Consider the following 20923-nt stretch of genomic DNA (forward strand, 5'->3'; position numbering starts at 1 on the left):
TAGCTAGCGACGAGGAATGAAAGGCAAAATTGTTTACGCGGCGGTTTGGACTTAACGTAAATTAGCGACAAGCCTCTTGAGTCGCGGAAAACGTTTGCTATGAGCATTCTGGAGTGCGCGATATTGCTAAGTGGTTACGCGGCCCGGTCGCTTCATTCCAAACCTACTAAAAAATAGACGGGGCGTTATATGCTAAATACGCAAAGATTTTACGAAGAGTGCATGCAGACTAATATGTGAACTCAATATTCTTCCACGCTTATTCAGCTTTGCGGCATGCACTTGAAGTTTAACTTAATTTATTCATAAGTCTGAGAGCCTAACGGATCAATCAAGTGGGCCATTTTAGCGTCAGCTGGTTCAAATGCGCACATCCCAATAGCCAACGTTATGTTCTGCAAATATTTGCATCCCTAGGACATATTCAAAAATGGATAGCTTGCCTCTAATTAGTTGGTTGGGTCTCAAAAAAATCAGCACTAAGGTGATATAATATATTTATTTGTTAAATTGCAAGCTATGTCTCACAGCCCCGTGATACCTCGATTCTCTCGTACACGGTGCTTTCGACGGGCTTCTGCTCAAATCCTTCGGATTCTGCGCGATTCAAATCAAAAACATAAAAGCCAAAAATAAAAATAATAAATGGTGAGCGACATGTCGGAAAAAGTATTGATTAAGAACAAGGGCGGTGCGCCTCGAAAAATAATACGTCAGAGCAAGATCTTAAAAGTTTATCTGATACCTGAAGAGTTTCAGGCCATCAAAGCAATAAGTGAAGAGTTGGGCTATCCGACAATTTCTGGCCTTTTGCGGGAAAAGATTCTGGAATTTTGTAGCAAGCGCAGAATATTGACGGCAAACAATCCGCAAATCCAGGCAGCCTCAGCCTATTTGGGGGATTTAGCATTCTCATGCCACGATTTAGAACAGTACGCTATCGAGTCAGAGTTACCAGTCGATGTAGTGCATACGATTCACGGCTTGCTCGAAAAAGTCGAAATTATAGAAAGCTTCCTAACACAATAAAAATAATAAAAGGAGCAACAAACATGATTGGTGAGCAACTTGAATATCAGGAAACATCGGAGAATGGAGTCAAATATATTTTCGCCGAACCAGAGAAATATCGTGAAAAGCGCCCGTTTATTGAGTTTATAGGCGGCAACATCATCGCTGGTGACCCATTGATTCGCTCTATAAATACTGACGGAAGCGAAAGTGTCGAAGTCGACACTTCTCAAATCATCGCCGAAATGAGCGGCCACGCTAATAAATGTAAGGGCACATCTAAGCTACTGTTTGCTCATTACGTCTTATCATTAGATGTTGGTGAAACGCTTAGCAAGCAGGAATTGCTTGATTGCGCAAGACATTATATGAAAGCCCTCGGCTATGGGAAGGGCGCTAAATGGGTTGCCAGCGCCCATTACGATACTGACAATCTGCACATTCACATAATCGCCTGCCGAGCGCAATTAATTTACAGTGATGTTGCACCTAACGGAAAACCTCGTGCTCCTCAATTTTCTATTGTTAGCGATAGCAACGGCTACAAAAAAGGCTGGGAGGCATGTAGAGAACTTGAACTGAAATATAATCTGAAGGTCGTGGAAAATCCTGACCAATGCTTCGCAAAAAACGGAGATGTGTTTAGAAAGGGCAGCGATCAAGCAAAAATACTCAGAGGGATTTTCGGTGACCTGTGGAAGCAAGACAAACCAAAAACTTTTTCGGAGCTTGTACTGAAGCTAAACGAAAGGGGAGTAATTACCCAGGTGAAAACTGAGCCAAACAATCCAAATCACATTAAAGGCATCATGTTCAAATTGAGCAGACCCGATGGCAGATGGATCTCTGGCTCAAAACTGAAAGCCACCCGTCTTACGTTTGACCAACTGATTCTCAAAGAAGGTTTAAATTACAACCCAGCTCGCGACAACGCCATGCTTGGCCTGCCACCCACCGCTTACACGCTCGTACAGAACGCAAGGAGCGCCATGCCTACGTACCAAGAGGCTGGGAGCATGACTGCGTTACGGCGAGTCTACGTCAAGCTTCCACCCAACAACGCACGCATACGATCATACGTAAAGAACAGGGGGCGGTTGTTTGGCCTCTATGCAGATTCAGGCTCAAGCTACTTGGGGTTCAACGCATCGTTCCATTTGCGCCTAATAAAGAAATCCAGAAGCGAGGTTGAAATCGAAATTGAGGCCGAACGTGTCGCAAGAATAATGAAGATGATGCTCGCTATTATCAAACGAGCGATTGATGATTTCTTTGATGGCCTTGAAGTGGAGTTCGACGAAATGGCTCCATCGAATGAATTGTCTGATACAGCCTGTCGGCTAAATGTGCCCGTCGTGCTCGATCTACCCGAGGACGACATGTCCGACGTTATGGAGCTGGATGTTGAAGAAGAGGTGCAAAAGCAAATGAAATATCTAGCCACTCTATGCAAAGGTTTTGATGAGCCAGATCAGAAATTAGAAGCATAACCAAAGCCGGGGACTTCCAGGTTTTATTTACTCCTAAACAAAACAAAACCCCGGAGCCCACAACGAATTTATCAACGCTGAGGTATGTTCGAGCAAAAGTTGTACTCTAAATTCGATGAAACGTAAATCCTCGTACCCGTCTTTCCGGATCGTCAGAATCATGCTTTAAAAGGATTTTTAGGACTTCCGTTTCATTCTCCCATTATAGAGGTACTTAACGCTATACTCAACGCCTTCTCGCAAATATATCGTTAAAGTATTACCTCTCCATCCATTTTACTTTATTATAACGTTGTAATTTAAACTCCTATTAATAGTTGCCACCAATTGATGATCCAGATCCCAGAGAGTTTAGCGTCTCTCGGATGTGAAGAGCTTCTAAGCTTTGCGATGGAAGTAAAGAAGCAGCAGTTATTAATTAAATTTAATGAATACAATAGACTTAAGTATTCCGCTCCTCCTGCCCCTGATGGCATCACCTAAATTCCGAAGCCGCCGATCCCATTCTCAAGCTGGTTTGAGCTGAGAATGTTTGAAACGTATCTCGTAAACCTAGAGTACGAACCGCTCACGATTGATTACACTCGCAAGCATCGGTACACACCTGATTCAATTATCCCTGGCACCAACATCCTTGTTGAACTTAAAGGTGCATTTGAGAAAGACGAACCCGGTAAATACGAGTCTGTGACAGAGCAAGGCGGCTTCGCATTCCTTTTTGTGTTCCAGCGCCGTGGTACGAAATCGCTTGGAAGAAACCGAGGAAAGTCGGATTTCGGTTGTTACATGAAGAGTGAGTTGCGTACCATCACAAACGCGGCATGCCTTTCTACTGCACTTTCGAAGACGAGTTTGCTGGATTTCAAAAAGAGCAAAATGTTCGCAGAGATAATAAAGCGTCACAAAATAACGCAACATTGAAATTTATTAAAATATTTACTCATTTTATTAAGTGTGCGTTAGGACTCCTATTTAACATGTTATACTTAAAACATAAGAACAATAGGAAGGGGTAACAAGTTATGTATATCAGGATGTCTCAAAACTGTGACCGCGTTGTCATTCTCAAGTCAGTTTCATTAACTGTTGCTGCATTCGATGCAAACGGCGATCCACTCAAAGGCGTCCGCAAAAGCACGACAATCCAGATCGCAACATTCGACCTGTTGGAGCCTATAGCTCATCCTGAGATTCCCCTCGAACAAGCGGTCGAATTTGAATCCTGGAGATCCACCCAGATTTCTCGTATCCATAAGGCATTCATTGAGGCAGCTGCTGCCGGAAAGCTTGGGGGAACGCCGCTTTTGAAGACTCGCTCATCACAAGGAGACCAAGCGGCAAAAGTCGGTGAGTTCAGCGGCATCATCGAGCCGATCATTGAGGTCGAGGCCGGATTGATAAAGGGTGCGATAACGAGGCAGAGAAGCGAACCAGCATTCCCGAGAGGGCCAGTTGATGGTGGAGATGCACAGTCCATCATTAGCTCGATTCTGGAAATCTCTTCAAGAATTTTGAGGCATCAGCATCGTACTGGGCTAAAGGGTGACGACTTGTATTCCGTGAACGAGCTTCTGGATATCCGAGCTGCGTGGTCTGCCCTTGGAGCATGCATGGAAGACGACGTAACAGGGCAAGGTAAAATTGAGGGGCCACGTAATGGCCGGATAGCTGCGAAGGAGGGCAGAGCGATGTTCAAAGACCTAAGGAAGAGCATCACGGGTTGACCCGACCTGTTCTTAGGCTGGAAATGGGTGTAATTGGGTGTGTAATTGGGTGTTGAGGATCTTACGCACGGTTTAGACCCACTTTCCACGCTTGGAACAATCTGCGTACACACCCCAGCATGTGCTATCAAATTGTTCCTGAAAATCCACTGAGAGCAGGCTCATTTGGCATTTTCAACCATCTGAAAAACCGACGCACCGTTACGTCCCCAGGGCATAAGAATCAGCCTGTTTTGCTCTTCTTGATGCATCGCTGGCAGAGCTTCCAGACCCAGCCATCAACGACCGCCTTTTCAGCAGGGTATTCACCACAACGCTGACAAATATGGCTTGTAGCAGCCTCTATGGCGTAACCGAGGGTTTTGATGTGCGGCGGGGCAAAAAAGCAATCGACTCGCAGGAAGCCTTGCTCTGGCCTACAAACAATTTCACAGTCGTAGTCTGCGCTCGCAACCTTTATGGCGTTCGCAAAGCTTTGCCAGCCTCGATAGTTCTCACCGAGCCAGCTATCTTCGGATTCAATGTTAGGCAGCATGTGCCGAATTGACGCAAGTGGATCGACCGGCTTTTCTTCATCATCACCCACACTCAGCCCCCTTGTTTGACAACATAAAAGCTTTGGACATGGTTGGCTGCTACGTGAAATCTGGGTTTTCGCATGGCCCCTAGGTCTGTTGATTTCGCATAGAGACGTTATCGTCTAAAAAGCACTACACGCCACATTTATATAGTTTAGCAGTCTTAAACATGCTGAAAAGAGATTGATGTACGATATCTTGGAGTTCACAAGTGACGTTTGCTGACTCCCTTATTTTCTTCGCTTGGGCGATAAGTTTTTCTGTTAGAGCTGGTGCCAAGGTGAATGAGCGCAAAGCGCAGAGGTTGTTGGTGTCAGTATCAATGACGTGCATATCCACAAGCATTCTTTGATTTGCGTTTGTTAGGTCAGGAATAGAAATGAGATCTTGTGGAATTATGCTTGGCTTAAACGGACACTCAAACAGGAGGTCGCCGATTTCAAAAAGTATAAAAATTGTTTTACCTTGAGTTATGAATCCAGAGCGTATTTTCCCCTTTTTTAGTGCGGATAGCTCTGAATTCATAATCGATGGCATCATTACTTGCAAGATGTTTCCTGGCTTTACAAGAAATTGAGCCGCAGCGCCTTCATGGCAAGGGGTTTCAAGTGGGTAAGAGCTGCCAACGCCCAATGTGATGTAGCTATGCATATTTATCCTCTAATTGGTTTGTGGGGTTTAATCTAGTGGAATTTTTTTGAATATTTTATTTGTTAATAATAAAATGTGTGTTTGCTGGATCGTTATTTGTTTTCGAGTATGACAAAGCTTTATTTGTATGCAACTAGAATATTTTTGCTTTTATATATTGAAAATTCTATAACCTCCGGCTGGCGGAGGTTTTAGGAAAGTCAAGATGGATAAAAATAATTGTATTTCATAAGCGAGAAAAAGGGTGGGGGTGAAAGATGTGTAGAGCTTTCTATCACGATGTAGCGATGCCCCCCCCGTGGCGGCCATCGTGTAGTACTCGACTTGCCGGTTCCGTGGTCACTTACGTTCAGACCCCTTGTTTAACAAAAAAAAGCTTTGGATATTGTTGCCTGCTACGTGAAATCCGCTGTTTCGCATGCACTTTAGGTCTGCTGATTTCGCATAGAGACGTTTTTGACAGGGTAGATATATCGGATAGGGTTGTAGCGGTTTACCTAGCTTTCATTAGAACGATCGGCAGCAACCCTAAAACCCTTTGGCCAGATTCGACGAAGCCGGTCAAAGGTTGTCCCAGCAGACGCAGAAGCCTAGGGGTTGAACGAGTTGATCAACAGCCCCAGCGATCCGTTCTTCTGCACACCATTCGCGTGGCGAATAGCTGATCGCAACCGCCAAGATGAGCTGTTGCTCCGACAACACTGAAGGATCGAATGGCCAGAGTTCGATGCGGGTTACGTTCGAATCCCCGAAATCAGGATCACCAACGAGAAGCTCCTTACCGTCTATGAAGTCGCTCCATTTCTGGATTGGAATGGCATAAGTTTTTTGAGCCCGATCTGCAAGCATCGTCCTTTCATCAAGGAACGTATCACCTACAGCTACCAACCCGGTGCCGTGATGACCGCGCACATGAAAGTCGGCCAGCCTCGGTGATGAGACGTAGCCTTTGACAAGCTCGATGTCGATCAAGCCGGTCGATTTTGAGCGCTTGTATTGCAGCTCGTTCAGCAGTTTATTCAGAAGATCTGGCTCATTTGCCATTACTCGATTCATGCATTCACTCGCATCACATCTTCCCATCTCGTTGTGTAATTTTTGCCAAGCAACTGCTGCTTCAGGGACCAGGGCGCGGCAGCTGGCTCGCTCGCAAATCTAACAACACCCCGGCCATGAATCAGATTTATTCTGTCGAGGACGGCCATTAGCTGCTCGCTATTTTTGCGCTTCGGCGGAGCGAAGAGGTCATCAGTAAACATGCCAGGGTCGAAGAATTGGGAAAGAATGACTCCAGCCTTGGCATATTTTGGACCTTCCACAAAAATTTGCTGCAATCCGGCCAGCGCAGCTTCCAGCAAATCTCGGGTGTCGAAGCTCGGATACGCCAGAGGAATGCTGACTGACCGAGCATATGGCATCCCGTTGGTGTCGAAAGGACTCGTCCGAATGAACACCTGGACGCACGCTGCGTACTGGTTTTGCGTCCTCAGCTTCCTCGAAGCGTTGCCAACAAACGTAGAGATTGCTGAGCGAAGGCCATCTTGTGTCGTAACTCTTTGGCTAAAGCTACGCGTACACGCAATCATCTGCTTGGGCGTAACGTCTTCCTCCAGCCCGTAGCAATACTCACCAGACAACTCACGGGCCGTCTTCTCGACGTTAATATTGAAATGCCTACGTATCGTTTTTTTGTCGAACGTTGCGAGATCCCACGCCTTGTTGATGTTCATCAGCTGAAGGCGCTTATTGAGCTGTCTACCAATACCCCAAACCTCGCCTACGTCGGCAAAGCGGAGAAGCTTTTCTTGCTTGAGGGGATCAACGAGATCGACCACCGCCCCCGTTTTTGACTTCCATCTTTTGCTCGCCCAGTTGGCCATTTTGGTGAGTGATTTCGTGGTGGAAATGCCAACGCCGACAGGGATTCCGACCTCTCTATAAACAACATCGCGAAGGTGTCTGCCAAAGGCTTCAAGCTCGCGATCAGGGATGCCCGTCAGGTCGAGCCAGGACTCATCGATTGAGTAGACTTCGGTCAGCGGGGCCTCTCGGCGCAGCACATTCATCACTCGGTTGGAGAGGTCTTGATACAAAGCGTAGTTACTGGAAACGCAAATCAGACCCTTCCGTTCGATGAGGTCGCGAAGCTCGAAATGTGGCTGCCCCATCTTCACGCCAAGGGCTTTGGCTTCGTCGCTTCGAGATACGGCACAGCCGTCGTTATTTGAGAGCGCGACGACTGGTTTTCCCAGCAGTTCAGGTCGAAACAGACGCTCAGCGGACACGTAAAAACAGTGGCAATCGACCAAGCCGAATCTCTTCATATCTCATCCTTGTGTTCGAGCAGGCCAAGCTGTTGGTGACAACCCATTTCCGATTTCAGTGCGTTGAGATGCTCGACGCCCTGGTTGTTCAGCTCGATGATCTGTTCAGCAGTCAGCGTGTTCTCGATGTAAATTTTCAGCTGCTCGCTGGACCACTTCATCTGTAGAAGCTGCTGAAAAGTAATCATGCAAATGCACCCCGCAGAGGATGTAGGTTGAACGTGACCACACCCCAAACTTCGATCTCTTCGCTGTCTCCCAAGCGGATCGGCGCACACAGTGGATTTTCTGCCTGAAGGAATGGAACACCATTGGAGACACAGTACGTTTTCACTGTGAATTCAGACCCGATCCTCGCAACGATCACATCGTCCTGGGCGGGCGTCAGGGCTCGATTAATGATCAGAAAATCGCGGTCGAAAATACCTTTGCCCGTCATCGATTTTCCAGTTGCACGGCCCACGAACATTGAGGGTGCGCGCATGCCGACAAGCTCATCGAGCGACAAAGAAGGTTCTTCGTGATCGAGCCCTGGTGAGGGAAAGCCACAGGCTAGTTGACCGAGCTGCTGCATTAGCTCGGGTTCATCAGACGGAACAAGAGGGCGGACATCAATTGCTTTCATGGGATCACGCGCGAATACTGGACATCTATACAGTATAAGATGGATTACGCAATCGCCAAGAACATTGAGACGAGTAACCTGATTGGCAGCGACCGTTTACTTCGATTCTTTTCCTACCGGAGGCATGGCTTCCCATTCGCGGATGATTGAATCTGGTGGCGTATCAGCCAGCAGTTCATCCAGCGAGTATTTGTGGGGATAGATGAGAAGACGACCCTCGGCATCTACTTCGATGCTGACAGCGCATCCAGCAGGAAACGCATCGCGCAGGTGTTGCGGAATTTCAATTCGAAATTCTGAATCAACCGTGACTTTGATCATGACGGCAGCCTGCGCTAGGAAGAGTATCCAAGACTATAACCCGCTGGCCAGCTTCGGCAACGCCGGGATGGGTTGTTGCCAAAACCCCCTAGATCATCGAGGCGACTCAGCTTGTCAGCGGTGCAATGTTCTAGTACCGCGTCCTAATCGATAGGCTTGATGGTGCACCGCGCCGCGTTTGTTGGCGCTATTAGTTTGTGGGTAGTAACCCATAAAGATATCGCGCAGGCTTATGTTGTGCGCTCAGTAAGGACATAGCCTACGTAGCGTCGGCGATATTTCAGATATACGGAATTATCGGAAATATACCGCTCCAATGTTGTTGTCAATTATAGCTGCTTGAATGGAAGAAGAGTGTGCTCAAAAAAATAAAAAATTGTTGATTTCGGTCGTTTCTTGGGAATATAAATATGCATCGTTATCTGGGCATGGCGATCTGCACCGGATAGATGTGGTTGATAAAAACGCTACATCTGGATTTGTTCAAAAGAAACTGTGTTATGACTAGCGCTATCATCGGAAGGGAATGATCTGCGGGTTCTTAAAATACAAATGATCTACCGCTCGAATTTAAGCAGGCTACTTGATTCAGCTGCATGATTGACGCTAGCCAGAAGAACTCGCAAAAGACTAATTTTTATGCGCCCCATTGTTTGAAAACTTTGCATTGTCATATAAATCGCGCATTGATTATTCGTCTGGAGAAATAATATGTTTGAGACCCATGAGAAGGCCCGCCTAGCAACTCCATTCTTTGTATTCGAGGAGGGGGTGCGCCGTTGGGCCTACGTCATACTGACGTCGAACGATGAGTGGTTTTTTGTGACTTATGAAACGGTCGTCGACGGCGTTTCTTCGCAACAACAATACTTCATCCCCAATGCTCTGTTCCTAAGCGGACTGTCTGCCAAGGACAACTCGGTTAAGTTTATTCGAAGGGTTCAGCTGGTATCACCGCCTAGTCTGAACCAGAAAGGGCGTTGGATGATGGAGCCCATTCAAGCCATTCATATGGTGGGTGAGCGTTATGGTTATGAGTTGATGGATGGGCAGACGTACCCATCGGAGCTGTCAGGACAGCTCGGCAATACTATTTGGTTCAGTGACGCAACAGAAGATGAATAACTCCATTGGGAGTCGACTTGCAGCGAACTACCAGACTCTGCTTATTCGCACAACTCTTGCGAATCTGGTGGAGACCGGGCATTGAAAGCGGCCTGATTACACAGCTGTGTAACTCTTGCGAATCTGGTGGAGACCGGGCATTGAAAGCGGCCTGATTACACAGCTGTGTAACTCTTGCGAATCTGGTGGAGACCGGGCATTGAAAGCGGCCTGATTACACAGCTGTGTAACTCTTGCGAATCTGGTGGAGACCGGGCATTGAAAGCGGCCTGATTACACAGCTGTGTAACTCTTGCGAATCTGGTGGAGACCGGGCATTGAAAGCACCCTGATTACACAGCTGTGTAACTCTTGCGAATCTCGCGAAACTCCTATTCTCCGTCTTCAACATAAATTTTGGCTGTTATGTTGCCTGTGGGATAAAATTTAGAGGGGGCTTGATAGTTTGAATGTGGTGAATCGTTTACTTGCGAAAATCTTCACGCTACGGATTAACCAGTCGCCGGCAGATCTTGTATAGCTACGTAGATATCGATACGGTGTTTAATTTTTTCACAGTCTAGACCGGTTGCAACTTGGGATTAGACCACTACGATGTATATGAGTTGGCGCGGTGATGCTTAATTAGTGTGCTAAGGCCCCATCGTTCAAGAAAGAAACTTTCCACGAGAAGGTAGATATCGTGCCTCATGACCGCCACTGATTTTCCAGAAGAGGTTACTAAAAACCTATGCAAGAATCACTCGATGCACTTTTGCGCGCGCGATATCCGGACATTTTTTCAGTCAATAGCTCGGCAGGGCAGCGCATTTTCAGGTTTGAATGCGGTGATGGCTGGTTCCCGCTTATCGATGGTACGTGTGAGTTGATTCAGCACGACATTGAGACCAATGGCACTCAGCAATTTCTGGCTGTGCAAGTGAAAGAAAAATTTGGCGGGCTTCGTTTTTACTACCGACAGGGATGCGACTATGCAGCTGCTGCGGTGGACCTGGTGGAATCTCTATCACCGTACGTTTGTGAAATATGTGGCGCTCTTGGCAAGACGGTATCACTTTTTGGTTGGATGCAAACGCGTTGCCCGGCGCATGAAAGTACGACTGTCTATGAAGGGGCTCCCCTGACGTTGGAGAATAACGTGCTGCTAGTTCCTCCAATGGGGGAGTTGCTGGGCGCTGTGTTGGCGCTATTTGCACTTGATGGCCAGGCTGCGGCCCGCTGGTTGACTGAGCCAGCACCAGCGCTTGCACATACGATTCCATTGACGTTGGTAGGAACTTTGGGCGGCCAGCGCCAGATCTTGACGCTCATCGCACAACTTGAGCACGGCGTCATTCCGTGATGCAGTTATGAATGGTTCCTCTGACCTAAACCTGATCCAGCCATCTACTTTAGGTTAGGAGTAACCTTCTGGACTATTTCCGCACAGCGGCCCGATAGTGCCCCCGCCACGCGGAAATGAGCCAAGGGAATTACCCATGACTGCCAGCATCCATCAATTGATGAACGCTCAGCACCTGATGCTAGCCCAGCTGACGCAGCACAATTTCACCGCGCTGTTCAGGGATCAACGGTGCGACGCATTCGGCGGCGATGACATTATGGATAAGCATGCGGACTCCAAAGTGATCGTTAATAGCGACACAAAAAATCCCGAAAACATTTCTGTTTTCGGGATTTCTCATTGTCTTGCATCGGTAATACCTGCTGCTCTCCTCTTTCCCTTAAACACCAGCTGCCAGAGGAAACAAGCCCAGCAACAAACAGGCGAGCAAGATGAGGAAGCTCAGCGCGAACGCCCATTTCATTGTGTATTTCTGGTGGTCGCTGAACTCCACACCTGCCAAGCCACAGAGCAGGTAGGTCGAGGCCATAAGTGACTCAGAAGGTGAACAGGTTGACCTACCAGCGAGGCACGGCCAATTTCAGCGTGGGTGATAGTTCGGTAGGTGAGTTGGTCGGACGCTTACGCGCTACCTGCGAGCGAGTCGATCAGAAATCAAACTTCAGGGTGTGGGGACTGCTATATCCCCTCCACAGAGTGCGATCAACGGTGCCTCTGTAGGTCTCTATGCCGTATTATAAGAGACTCTAGAAGTCGACAATAGCCGATTACAGTGGGAGCGCTTAGTGTTGCTGTGGCGGCGTTCTAGATACTTGGAAAGGAGATTCGACCGAGTAACTATCGAAGGTGGCTAAAACTCAATCCCAAGACTCTTCATTATATCGCGCGCGCACGCGTATATAATATAATTGAGATCGCTATCCTCTTACTCGCTTCGCTCGTAAGAGAATTTACCCAGCGCTATAACCATGTATCTATGAATTGAGAGTTTACTGTAGAACCGCTAGGGGGAGTTTGAAAACAACAAATTCATAATACTGGCACAAAAAATGCTTTTCAAGATAAATTTGCATAATTCTCAGTTTGTGATATGCAAGCGCATAAATTGAGACTCATTCTCAACTAATTGTCGCCTGACCTTTTTGTGCAAAAGTCAAAAAAAGCGACCTTTCTTTTTGCCGTGATCATTTTTGCTAGGTATTCCAGTCGGTCACGCGAAGCATCCCTGGATTGATTCGCCACGAATGTGGCGGTTGGCGTCACTCGTTCCTGCGTGGGTGCGTCGTCACAGGAATTTGGACCAGTTTAGGGGGGCATCCAGCCAAAATTTCCAAGCTACGCCGAGAGTAGGAAGTTCATCTGGGAAGAGTTTAGGTCACTTGTTGACTTCGCTGAATCGGGTGGGGGGCACCCTTCAGATCTCGTTGTCTCGGAGGCGCTGGACCGCATTGACGCTGAGCACGTTCGTATCGCTTGGACTAAGGCGCTTGAAGGGCGGTCAACAGATCCCGAGGGAGCTATCACGATGGCTCGAACGCTCCTGGAATTGGTGTGCAAACACATTCTTGACGAGGCCGGAGCGAGCGACCATGAGACGACCCCCGACCTGAACAAGCTCTACAAGCAAACAGCTACGCTTCTTAATCTCACGAAGGCTCAGCATGAAGAGGTTGTGTTCAAGCAAATCCTTGGAGGGTGCACAGCAGTTATCGAGGGACGTTCGCGAGCTATGGTCCAAGGTCTGTACTGAAATGTATCTGACCCCACCCGGTATACATCGTGATTCACTGAGGTAGGTTTTGGACACATCGTCAACACACCCGCTTGAAACACTTTGCTCTTCGCCGAGTACCGAACAAACGAGGCTCGGCCCTATCTCAAGAGTGTTGCAATGAACGCCCAAATACCTCGCTACCATGGCTGGTCATTATTCGGCTTGCTCTCGTTACTTGTCCTGTTGATGACTGCGCTGATCTTGGCATTTAACCCTGATTTGATAGAAGCCACTCGTACCGCGATCCGCGCCACAGCACGCACCTCTTTTGCACTGTTCCTAGCCGCTTTCACTGCCTCCGCATTCGCGGTTTTGGTACCTTCGCCACTCTCCAAAACCCTAGTACGCGAACGACGTTTCATCGGCCTAGCCTTTGCATTTTCCCACCTCGTGCATGCGGCCTTGATTTATACCTATGGTCAATTGAATCCGGAGTTCTGGCCTGGTCGTACCACCGTTGGCAACATCCCGGGTTCAATAGGTTATTTATTCATAATATTGATGACCTTGACCTCATTCAAAACGACGACGCGTTTAATCGGCCGCAAAGCCTGGAAAGCTCTGCACGTCAGCGGGATGTGGGTGCTGGCAGCAGTCTTCACCTACTCCAATTTCAAGCGCATACCGTTGAGTGCTTGGTACGTGCTGCCGTTTGGCATCATGTTTTCTGCCATCGTCGTCCGAGTGATAGGAAAACTCGCTCAAAAGGCCAAGCGTGTTGCCACTGACCGAAAACTGACCCAGTAAAGGCTGTTCTGCCGACTGAAAACTGACCCAGGTGTTCAACTACTTCTGCTCAATTTTTGGGCAGGAGAACACAGGGTTATCAGTATGGAAATGATGGGCAAAATTCGGCTGTTGTATTTTCGCGACAAGCTGTCGCTGCATCAAATAACCAAGCGTACCCGACTGTCGAGAAACACCATCCGAAAATGTGTCAGAGCGCCCGAAGCAACTCAGCCGGCGTACCAGAGGTGCGCAGCCTTCAACAAACCTAGTCCATTTCACCAGACGTTGGAGCAGGCGCTCAGGGCCGATTAGTTTCGGGCAAAGCACAACCGCAGGAGCGCCAAAGCGCTCTTCATGCAGATCAAGGTCGAGGGTTACGAGGGTGGCTATAGCCAGCTCACCGCCTTCATTCGTTTGTGACGATGTAAGCAAGGCAAGTCTCGACGTACCTTTGTACCGTTGACGTTCGCACTCGTGAGGCCTTTGAATTCGACTGGAGCGAAGAGGTCTGCTGATTGGCGGCCTGTTTCGACGCATCCAGGTCTCCCACATGAAGCTGCGCGCCAGTCGCGCATTTTGGTTGGTTGCGTATCCCCGCCAAGGCCACGAGATGTTGTTCGATGCCCAACACCCGCTCGTTTGGCGCGTTAGGTGGAGTGCCGCGTCGCGGCATCTAAGACAACATGAAGACGGCTGGTAGAAGTCCCGGAGTTGGAACGAATGGAGATGATGCCGATTCCCACCGCCTTAGACGGCTACGTCGAACGCACCGTGCGGGTGTCTCCAGTTGCTGTTTGATCGGCGTGGCGCGAAATCGCTACTCGGTGCCTTACGAGCGGGTCGGCCAGTGGGTCAGCAGTCGTCTGTATCCTTCCCGGATTGTAGTCATCGCCGATGAAACGTTGATTGCCAGCCACAAACGCCTCTTTGATCGAGATCAGGTCAGTTTTGACCGGCAGCATTACATCCCGCTCATCGAACGCAAGTCGGGAGCGCTTTGCATTGGCGCTCCGTTTGCCGATCTGCCGAAGCCGTTGCTGCTTCTCAATCGCGGCCTTAGAAGTCACAGCAATGGTGACCGAGTCATGACGCAGGTATTGGCTGCTGTTCCCATCGCCGGGCTCGATCCCGTGTTGATGGCGGTGGAGTTGGTACTTGAATCAGGCAGCTTGAGCGCCGACCACATCCTGAAAGTCCTGGCGCGACTGACATCGACAGCAGCACTTGCGTCCGCCGAAACCAGCCTTCAACTCAAGGTGGCGCCTGTCGCCAACATGGCCCGCTAAGGCCGGCTTCGTACCACCGATGAGGAGATTCGCAATGCGTGATCTTATGGCAGAACTCAAAGAACTGCATCTGCATGGCCAGCGCCTGGGAAGAACTGGCTTCGCAAGGAGAATCCTCAACGACCTCGTCGAAATGGTTGCTTGAGCATCTTCTCCACCAAGAACATACGGATCGGGCGGTGCGCTCAGTGAACTACCAGATGAACATGGCCAAACTCCCCATGCATCGTGATTTGGCAGGTTTCGACTTCATCGTTTCCAGCGCAGACGCCCGACTGGTCACGGATCTGTCCAACTTGGAGTTCACACATACCGCGCAGAATGTGGTGTTCATGGGGGGCTGGAACAGGCAAAACACACCTGGCCACCGCCTTGGTCGTATCCGGGATCACGACGCATTACAAACGAGTGCGCTCCTATTCCACGGTGGATCAGGTCAATTTGTTGGAGCGTGAAAAATACGAAGGCAAGACGGGCCGAATCGCTCAAGGGCTGCTTCGGACAGATCTGGTGATACTCGATGAGTCGGGGTATTTGCCCTTCAGCCAGAGCGGTGGTGCTCTGCTATTTTACCTGCCGTCCAAGCTGTACGAACACGCCAGCGTGGTCATCACCACCAATCTAAGCTTTTCGGAATGGTCGAGTGTGTTTGGCGACGCCAAGATTACCACTGCGCTGCTGGATCCATTATCGACGGCACTGAACGTATTAGCCCCCTTGGTTATCGCACCCTGCGAATTTGCGGTATTCAAGAACCTTCTGATTACCGGTGGAATCAAGGTAGGTCATGCGAGCATCGACGATGCCACAGTTTCCGTCGTCGTTATCTACAATGGAGATCACTTTTTTGATGTCCAGGTGCGCAGCCTGTTCCGTTGGCTGCGACGCTTCTTGCGGATTGGCATGAGCCGCGAACGCAGCCAGGTTCAAAGCCGAGAGAGCAATGGCGGCAGTGAGTTTGTACCAATTCACGATTATTTCTCCGGGTAGCAATGGGGTCTGTGTGAGGCAAGTCGTCTTGCCCCTATGGAATCCATTAAACCGGCCTGAGGTATCTGCGATGTGTCGTAAAGTTGCTCGGATTGACGTGAAACGTATCAAATCGGGCGTTGGATACAGTGGGGTACAAATCGTTGATTTGTGATGATTGTTAGTTTCCCGCTGCTGAGTGTGTTCTATGCACAAACATAATCGCTACGCTTGAAGCCTGAGGGTAGAGCACATCAAACCTCTGTATGGCGCTCTGCGCAATGGTTTGCGGCAATCAAAAAACTTATACGACTCATATCGACTAGGAGCGCGCGGTTCGGCGCAGCCTGCGTGTTAATTGAAGCGCGCTAAAACTCACGCCCTTCTCTCGATTCCTTCGCGAGTAAATACATGCATTGGTTGTGCATAAGCGACTTAAATCGGCTTGACACGATCGGCGGTGGGATGGGTGTCGACAGAGTTGTTAACGGTAGGCTGTTTGATCTATCCCGAATCACTCGGGACACTTCGGCTGACCGGAACATGTCGTCTTTTGTCGGCAGCTCCGACAATTCAAGCGTAGCAGCGTAACTTTACTTAGCCAGCCACCATGTATTGTCACCTGATCCACCTTCATGGTTCGTGATCAAGAGCGCTTAAGCCTGTCTCTTGGGAATGCTAATCACCCGTCCTGCATGCGAAGGTGCCCTAGGAGTTCTGAGGGGATAGATGGCAAATAAAATTACACCCGTCATATTTACAGTGATAAATTATTATGATCATAATGCCGCGTGTTTCTTGCGCTTGCGACCAGGTGTGAGCCGTAACGAGAGCCTGAAACCCTTTAGATCGAGCGTGCCTCCCTCACGACACTTGGAAATAGCCATGAAACAATCCAGTCGTTCCAGCGTGTTGCTTGCCCTCTTAATCGGGCTTTGCGGCCTAGGTGAAATTTCTACCCAAATGCTGATCCCTAGCCTGCGAGACCTTGAGATGGGGCTTAACGCCGCGCCGGGTACCTCCTTGGCGGCTTTATCAGTGTTTGTCGCTGTCTTTGGTCTCGGGCAACTTTTCTTAGGCCCGCTATCCGACCGAATCGGTCGCCGCCCGTTGCTGCTCGCCGGGGTCGCCATTTATGTGTTTGCTTCTCTATGGATGGCATTTGCAGGGAATATGGCCGAGTTCATCGGTGGCCGAGCGCTCCAGGGGCTGGGTGCTTGCGCTGCTTTGGTAGTGGCGCGGAGCATCGTGCGCGATGTCTGGAAAGAGAAAGCGGGCCCAATAATGGCCATCACCGTGATTGGCATGCTCAGCGCGATCATGCTGTCACCGGTGCTTGGCGGGTTGATCGCTACCCACGCTGGAGGCTGGCGCGCGGTTGTGTTCGCCACCGTATTGTTTGGAGCACTTGCGCTCATCGCCTCGCTGTTCTTCAAGGAGACCAATCTGCAACGCGACCCACAGGCGGGTCGGTTGAAAACGCTTTTAAGCAACTACGCTGTGTTACTTAAAAGCTCATCCTTGCGCAGCTTTTCCATGGCCATTGCCTGCACCTATGGCGCGATGTTCTGCTTTATTGCCGGCTCCTCGCGGGTATTCGTTGGGCAACTCGGCTTGAGCCCGACCCAGTATGGCCTGGTTTTCGGCGGCATCGTGTCGGGGATGATCGCTGGTGCGATTTTTACCAACCGTACGATCATGAAGCTCGGTCCGGAAAAAATCGTGGGTATCGGCACCAGCCTAGTTGCGGTTGGCGCCAGCCTGGTCCTGGTACTCCATGAACTTATCGGCCCATCAGTGCTCGGCTTGATGCTGCCACAGATGGTGCTGACTCTGGGCGCGGGCATGGTCTTGCCGGGTTCGGTCGCTGGTGCGGTGATTCCAAACCCGACTCGCGCAGGGTTGGCGGCGGGTTTTATCGGTTTTGCCCAGATGGCTGGCGCGACTATTTCCGGCCTACTACTCAGTCGACTTCAGGACGACTCGGCCTTGCCAATGGTCGCTCTGAATGCGGCCTTCGCAGTGGTCAGTTTTTTAGCTTTCCGGATCATGCGCGCACGCAAGGCGCCCGCTGCGAAGGTCACACTTGCGGAGTAACACTCAGCAGTGGCGTTCAATTTCAGCTAGGTCGTTCGACCCGCACGATTAAGCCTGCTGCTTGCAATGGTGTCCAATAGTTCACAAAAAAATCCGGAGACTTAATCGGGCCCTGGATTTTTTTTTGAAGTCACAACCGTATGTGAAAGTGCGGCACGTTGCGTCTTACGTTATTCAAGGTTGGAGTAGTCTTACTGCCTGCTAGTCTTAATGACTATAGCCGGAAGCCAGCTTCGCAGTCATTGCGCTATTCACTATCTTTTTTCTACTCTGCGCACCTCTCTACATAAATCGAGCATAAGCAAAGTCTTCTACCTGCTGCCAATATCAACTTGTCTACAGTGGTTTGCTCTGCATAACGCAAATTCGTGTCATTGAATTTTTGCGAGTTTAGCTGATAATTGCCATCTGTCTTAACCTCTGATCAGAGGCAAAAGGCCACATTGGGTGAAGAGACCCAAAATCTTAATTAAAAAATTTGCGGAACTGAAATTATATATATGTATTGCATTGTATCTCAAAGAAACTATTAAACATTGAGTTACATAAACCTATTTTAGCGATACATCAAGGATACACGGCTATGGCTAAATGGTTTCGCCCAAATGAGATCTGTCTGTGGAAGTGAACGTGGTTGAGTGTATGCCGCCAGAGATCTCTGGTTTCATCCGCTTCGACCTTTGCCTTCTAGAAGGTTTTTCTCTTTCTGGCATGTCTTGCGCGGCTTGGTCCCGCAACAATATCCGGAGAAGTAATATGTCCCGCTCGTTCTCGAATAAAACAAGCCTCGGCTTGGTAGCTCTTGCCCTGACTGGCATTAGCTTGTCATCCGCCGCCTTTGCAGTGGAAGCATTGCCTCAAGGTTATCAACTAGCCGCTGCGGATAAAACCTCGGAAGGTAAATGTGGCGAGGGCAAATGCGGTTCCAGTGAAACCAACGCCAAGTCCTCGAAGGCAACCACCGCTGAAGGAAAATGCGGTGAGGGCAAATGTGGCGACGCGATTTTCAATTCGATTGATACCGATCATGATGCCCGAGTCTCGCTTGCAGAGTTCCTAGTTGTTGCACCAGGCGCTCAAGCAGTATTTGCAAAAAAAGACACTAATAAAGATGGCTATATCGACGAAATGGAATCTTATATTAGTGTTAAGGCCGCTTACAACGAAAATGGTAAAGAGTTGCCAAAAGGTCTCTTCTCGACAAAAGAGTAATATTGCTTTTTCGTGATATCGCCTCCGCCTTTTGCGGAGGCTTTTTTTTTGGTTAACTAGAAACGAATGATCAATCCTCCAAAACCTGTTGATGAATAAAGATGCTCTGCATTAATACGAGACGTTTAGAAGCCCCAAACGGGAAACAAAAAGCACGCTGTCTCCAATCTCAACGCATACCGCACTGGTTTTTTTGGTTAACGGTCCTAATCACACTTTTTGAAGCCTTGAATATGAAAATCATAAGTGTCGAAAATTACAAAGCAAGCGCACTGAATCAGTCATTGCTTGGGATATGCGGCAGCAACTCGTCAATTTCACTCGCCCGCTGCATCGGCAGACGTGTCAGGGCGTTCGACGGTGAATGCGCCGGGCGTGTAGTCGAGCGCCACATCCGTGGAAAATGGGCCTGCGAACGGTGCGAAACGCTGATTCAGGCGCCGGTACCGGCGCACGTCATCGACAAAGGCATCCCGACAGCGGGCTTGCTGGCCCACATCATGGTGGCCAAGTTCGCCGACCATCTGCCGCTGTATCTCCAAGAGAAAATCTTTGGCCGCGCCGTGCTGCCCATCGCCCGTTCGACCTTGGCGCAGTGGGTGGGCAACTGCGGCGTGCAACCTCAGCGCTGGTTAATGCGCAGCGCGAAGCCGTGCTGACGCACTGCGTCGTCCACGCTGACGAAACGCCGGTACAAATGCTGACGCCTGGCGCGAAAAAAATTCATCGTGCTTACGTCTGGGCCTATGCCACCAGTCAGTTTTCCGATCTGGCGGCGGTCGTTTACGACTTCAGCCCGAGCCGTGCTGGCGAACATGCTCGAAATTTCCTCTGCCACTGGAAGGGGAAGCTGGTCTGCGACGACTTCGCTGGCTACAACGCAGGCTTTGAACTGGGCGTTACAGAAATCGGCTGCATGGCCCATGCACGCCGAAAGTTCTTTGACTTGCACGCGACCAACAAGAGCCAGATCGCCGAAAAAGCGCTGCACTACATCGCAGCCTTGTATGAAATTGAACGAGAGGCACGCGAACTGGAGCCGGGTGTCCGGCAGCGAATAAGGGAGGAAAAAGCAGCGCCGATCATCGACGCACTGCATACCTGGATGACCGCCCAGAGGCAGCTTGTGCCTGAGGGATCGGCCATCGCTAAGGCGTTAGATTACAGCCTCAAGCGCTGAATAGCGCTGACGCGCTATCTCGAAGACGGTGCTGTGCCCATCGATAACAACTGGTGCGAGAATCAAATCCGGTCATGGGCTCTTGGGCGCTCGAATTGACTGTTCGCTGGCTCATTACGTAGCGGTAAACGTACGGCGGCGATCATGAGTCTGATCCAGTCGGCGCGGCTCAACGGGCATGAACCGTATGCCTACTTGAATGACGTTCTCACGCGCCTGCCGACGCAGCCGGCGAGTGAGGTCAATGAACTGCTCCCTCATCGGTGGGCTTCGTTTTAATCAAGCAAGTGTGGTATTCGGCCATACGCATTCGGCACTAGGATTCTGTAACGCGCATGCTCAATCGTAAAGATTTTCTAGAGAAATCGATACATCTCGCCAGATCGAGCCTTTCCACTTCGTCGATTAATCCCTCAAAAAACGGGATAAAACATTAATCCCTACGCACAACGCCTATGCTGAGACATCTGAAGTGAGGGCTT

General features: G+C 49.5%; 18 protein-coding genes and 4 pseudogenes. 13 read left to right on the forward strand and 9 right to left on the reverse strand.

Annotated features, from left to right (window positions below):
• The first annotated feature begins 657 nt into the window (after positions 1–657).
• From ACM1ZW_RS19850 to ACM1ZW_RS19865, 4 genes are all read left to right on the forward strand, one after another.
• Positions 658–1029, forward strand: coding sequence for a hypothetical protein (locus ACM1ZW_RS19850; protein WP_416739116.1), 372 nt, complete (start codon positions 658–660; stop codon positions 1027–1029).
• A 23-nt stretch (positions 1030–1052) separates the two neighbouring features.
• Positions 1053–2501: a relaxase/mobilization nuclease domain-containing protein gene (locus tag ACM1ZW_RS19855; protein ID WP_416739117.1), complete on the forward strand. Its 1449-nt coding sequence runs from the start codon at positions 1053–1055 to the stop codon at positions 2499–2501.
• 528 nt (positions 2502–3029) lie between these two features.
• Positions 3030–3422 (forward strand): hypothetical protein, encoded by a 393-nt coding sequence (locus ACM1ZW_RS19860; RefSeq protein WP_416739118.1) that lies wholly within the window; start codon positions 3030–3032, stop codon positions 3420–3422.
• Between the two features lie 101 nt (positions 3423–3523).
• The gene (locus ACM1ZW_RS19865; RefSeq protein ID WP_416739119.1) at positions 3524–4225 is read left to right on the forward strand and encodes a hypothetical protein; all 702 of its coding nucleotides are present in this window, start codon (positions 3524–3526) and stop codon (positions 4223–4225) included.
• 223 nt (positions 4226–4448) lie between these two features.
• On the opposite strand, the gene ACM1ZW_RS19870 is transcribed toward ACM1ZW_RS19865, so the two are convergent.
• The 7 genes from ACM1ZW_RS19870 to ACM1ZW_RS19900 all read right to left on the reverse strand — a co-directional run bounded on the left by ACM1ZW_RS19870 (position 4449) and on the right by ACM1ZW_RS19900 (position 8724).
• Complete coding sequence (locus tag ACM1ZW_RS19870) at positions 4449–4811, reverse strand: hypothetical protein (RefSeq protein ID WP_416739120.1); 363 nt, start codon at positions 4809–4811, stop codon at positions 4449–4451.
• A gap of 124 nt (positions 4812–4935) precedes the next feature.
• Positions 4936–5454 (reverse strand): hypothetical protein, encoded by a 519-nt coding sequence (locus ACM1ZW_RS19875; RefSeq protein WP_205892822.1) that lies wholly within the window; start codon positions 5452–5454, stop codon positions 4936–4938.
• A gap of 561 nt (positions 5455–6015) precedes the next feature.
• A complete protein-coding gene (locus ACM1ZW_RS19880) occupies positions 6016–6510 on the reverse strand; it encodes a hypothetical protein (protein ID WP_416739121.1) in 495 nt (164 codons plus the stop codon).
• Positions 6507–7778, reverse strand: coding sequence for a translesion error-prone DNA polymerase V subunit UmuC (gene umuC, locus ACM1ZW_RS19885; protein WP_416739122.1), 1272 nt, complete (start codon positions 7776–7778; stop codon positions 6507–6509). The genes ACM1ZW_RS19880 and umuC overlap by 4 nt, the downstream gene beginning before the upstream one ends.
• Positions 7775–7966, reverse strand: coding sequence for a hypothetical protein (locus ACM1ZW_RS19890; protein WP_416739123.1), 192 nt, complete (start codon positions 7964–7966; stop codon positions 7775–7777). The genes umuC and ACM1ZW_RS19890 overlap by 4 nt, the downstream gene beginning before the upstream one ends.
• On the reverse strand, positions 7963–8403 hold the full coding sequence (locus ACM1ZW_RS19895) for a LexA family protein (protein ID WP_416739124.1): 441 nt from the start codon (positions 8401–8403) through the stop codon (positions 7963–7965). The genes ACM1ZW_RS19890 and ACM1ZW_RS19895 overlap by 4 nt, the downstream gene beginning before the upstream one ends.
• Positions 8404–8499: 96 nt before the next feature.
• Positions 8500–8724: a hypothetical protein gene (locus ACM1ZW_RS19900; protein WP_416739125.1), complete on the reverse strand. Its 225-nt coding sequence runs from the start codon at positions 8722–8724 to the stop codon at positions 8500–8502.
• A 711-nt stretch (positions 8725–9435) separates the two neighbouring features.
• On the opposite strand from ACM1ZW_RS19900, the gene ACM1ZW_RS19905 reads away from it, so the two are divergent.
• Positions 9436–9849, forward strand: a complete 414-nt coding sequence (locus ACM1ZW_RS19905; RefSeq protein WP_416739126.1) for a hypothetical protein — start codon at positions 9436–9438, stop codon at positions 9847–9849.
• 730 nt (positions 9850–10579) lie between these two features.
• Complete coding sequence (locus ACM1ZW_RS19910) at positions 10580–11191, forward strand: antitoxin Xre/MbcA/ParS toxin-binding domain-containing protein (RefSeq protein WP_416739127.1); 612 nt, start codon at positions 10580–10582, stop codon at positions 11189–11191.
• 382 nt (positions 11192–11573) lie between these two features.
• Here ACM1ZW_RS19910 and ACM1ZW_RS19915 read toward each other — a convergent pair.
• Positions 11574–11788, reverse strand: a pseudogene (locus ACM1ZW_RS19915) (citrate transporter); the annotation flags it as partial.
• Positions 11789–13085: 1297 nt separating this feature from the next.
• Here ACM1ZW_RS19915 and ACM1ZW_RS19920 point away from each other — a divergent pair.
• From ACM1ZW_RS19920 to ACM1ZW_RS19930, 3 genes and pseudogenes are all read left to right on the forward strand, one after another.
• Positions 13086–13715, forward strand: coding sequence for a ferric reductase-like transmembrane domain-containing protein (locus ACM1ZW_RS19920; protein WP_416739128.1), 630 nt, complete (start codon positions 13086–13088; stop codon positions 13713–13715).
• A gap of 93 nt (positions 13716–13808) precedes the next feature.
• Positions 13809–14983 (forward strand): annotated as a pseudogene (locus ACM1ZW_RS19925) (Mu transposase domain-containing protein).
• A gap of 34 nt (positions 14984–15017) precedes the next feature.
• A pseudogene (locus ACM1ZW_RS19930) lies at positions 15018–15676 on the forward strand (ATP-binding protein); the annotation flags it as partial.
• Between the two features lie 15 nt (positions 15677–15691).
• Here ACM1ZW_RS19930 and ACM1ZW_RS19935 read toward each other — a convergent pair.
• Positions 15692–15955 (reverse strand): DUF2790 domain-containing protein, encoded by a 264-nt coding sequence (locus ACM1ZW_RS19935; RefSeq protein WP_416740824.1) that lies wholly within the window; start codon positions 15953–15955, stop codon positions 15692–15694.
• Between the two features lie 882 nt (positions 15956–16837).
• Here ACM1ZW_RS19935 and ACM1ZW_RS19940 point away from each other — a divergent pair.
• From ACM1ZW_RS19940 to ACM1ZW_RS19955, 4 genes and pseudogenes are all read left to right on the forward strand, one after another.
• Positions 16838–18049: a multidrug effflux MFS transporter gene (locus tag ACM1ZW_RS19940; protein ID WP_416739129.1), complete on the forward strand. Its 1212-nt coding sequence runs from the start codon at positions 16838–16840 to the stop codon at positions 18047–18049.
• Positions 18050–18667: 618 nt separating this feature from the next.
• On the forward strand, positions 18668–19261 hold the full coding sequence (locus tag ACM1ZW_RS19945; protein WP_416739130.1) for a hypothetical protein: 594 nt from the start codon (positions 18668–18670) through the stop codon (positions 19259–19261).
• A gap of 500 nt (positions 19262–19761) precedes the next feature.
• A pseudogene (tnpC, locus tag ACM1ZW_RS19950) lies at positions 19762–20540 on the forward strand (IS66 family transposase).
• Between the two features lie 45 nt (positions 20541–20585).
• Entirely contained in the window at positions 20586–20720 is a 135-nt protein-coding gene (locus tag ACM1ZW_RS19955) for a transposase domain-containing protein (RefSeq protein ID WP_416739131.1), read from the forward strand.
• The last annotated feature ends 203 nt before the right edge of the window (positions 20721–20923 follow it).

This window comes from Pseudomonas sp. NFX71, from assembly GCF_048079215.1.
GTDB lineage: Bacteria > Pseudomonadota > Gammaproteobacteria > Pseudomonadales > Pseudomonadaceae > Aquipseudomonas > Aquipseudomonas fluorescens_B.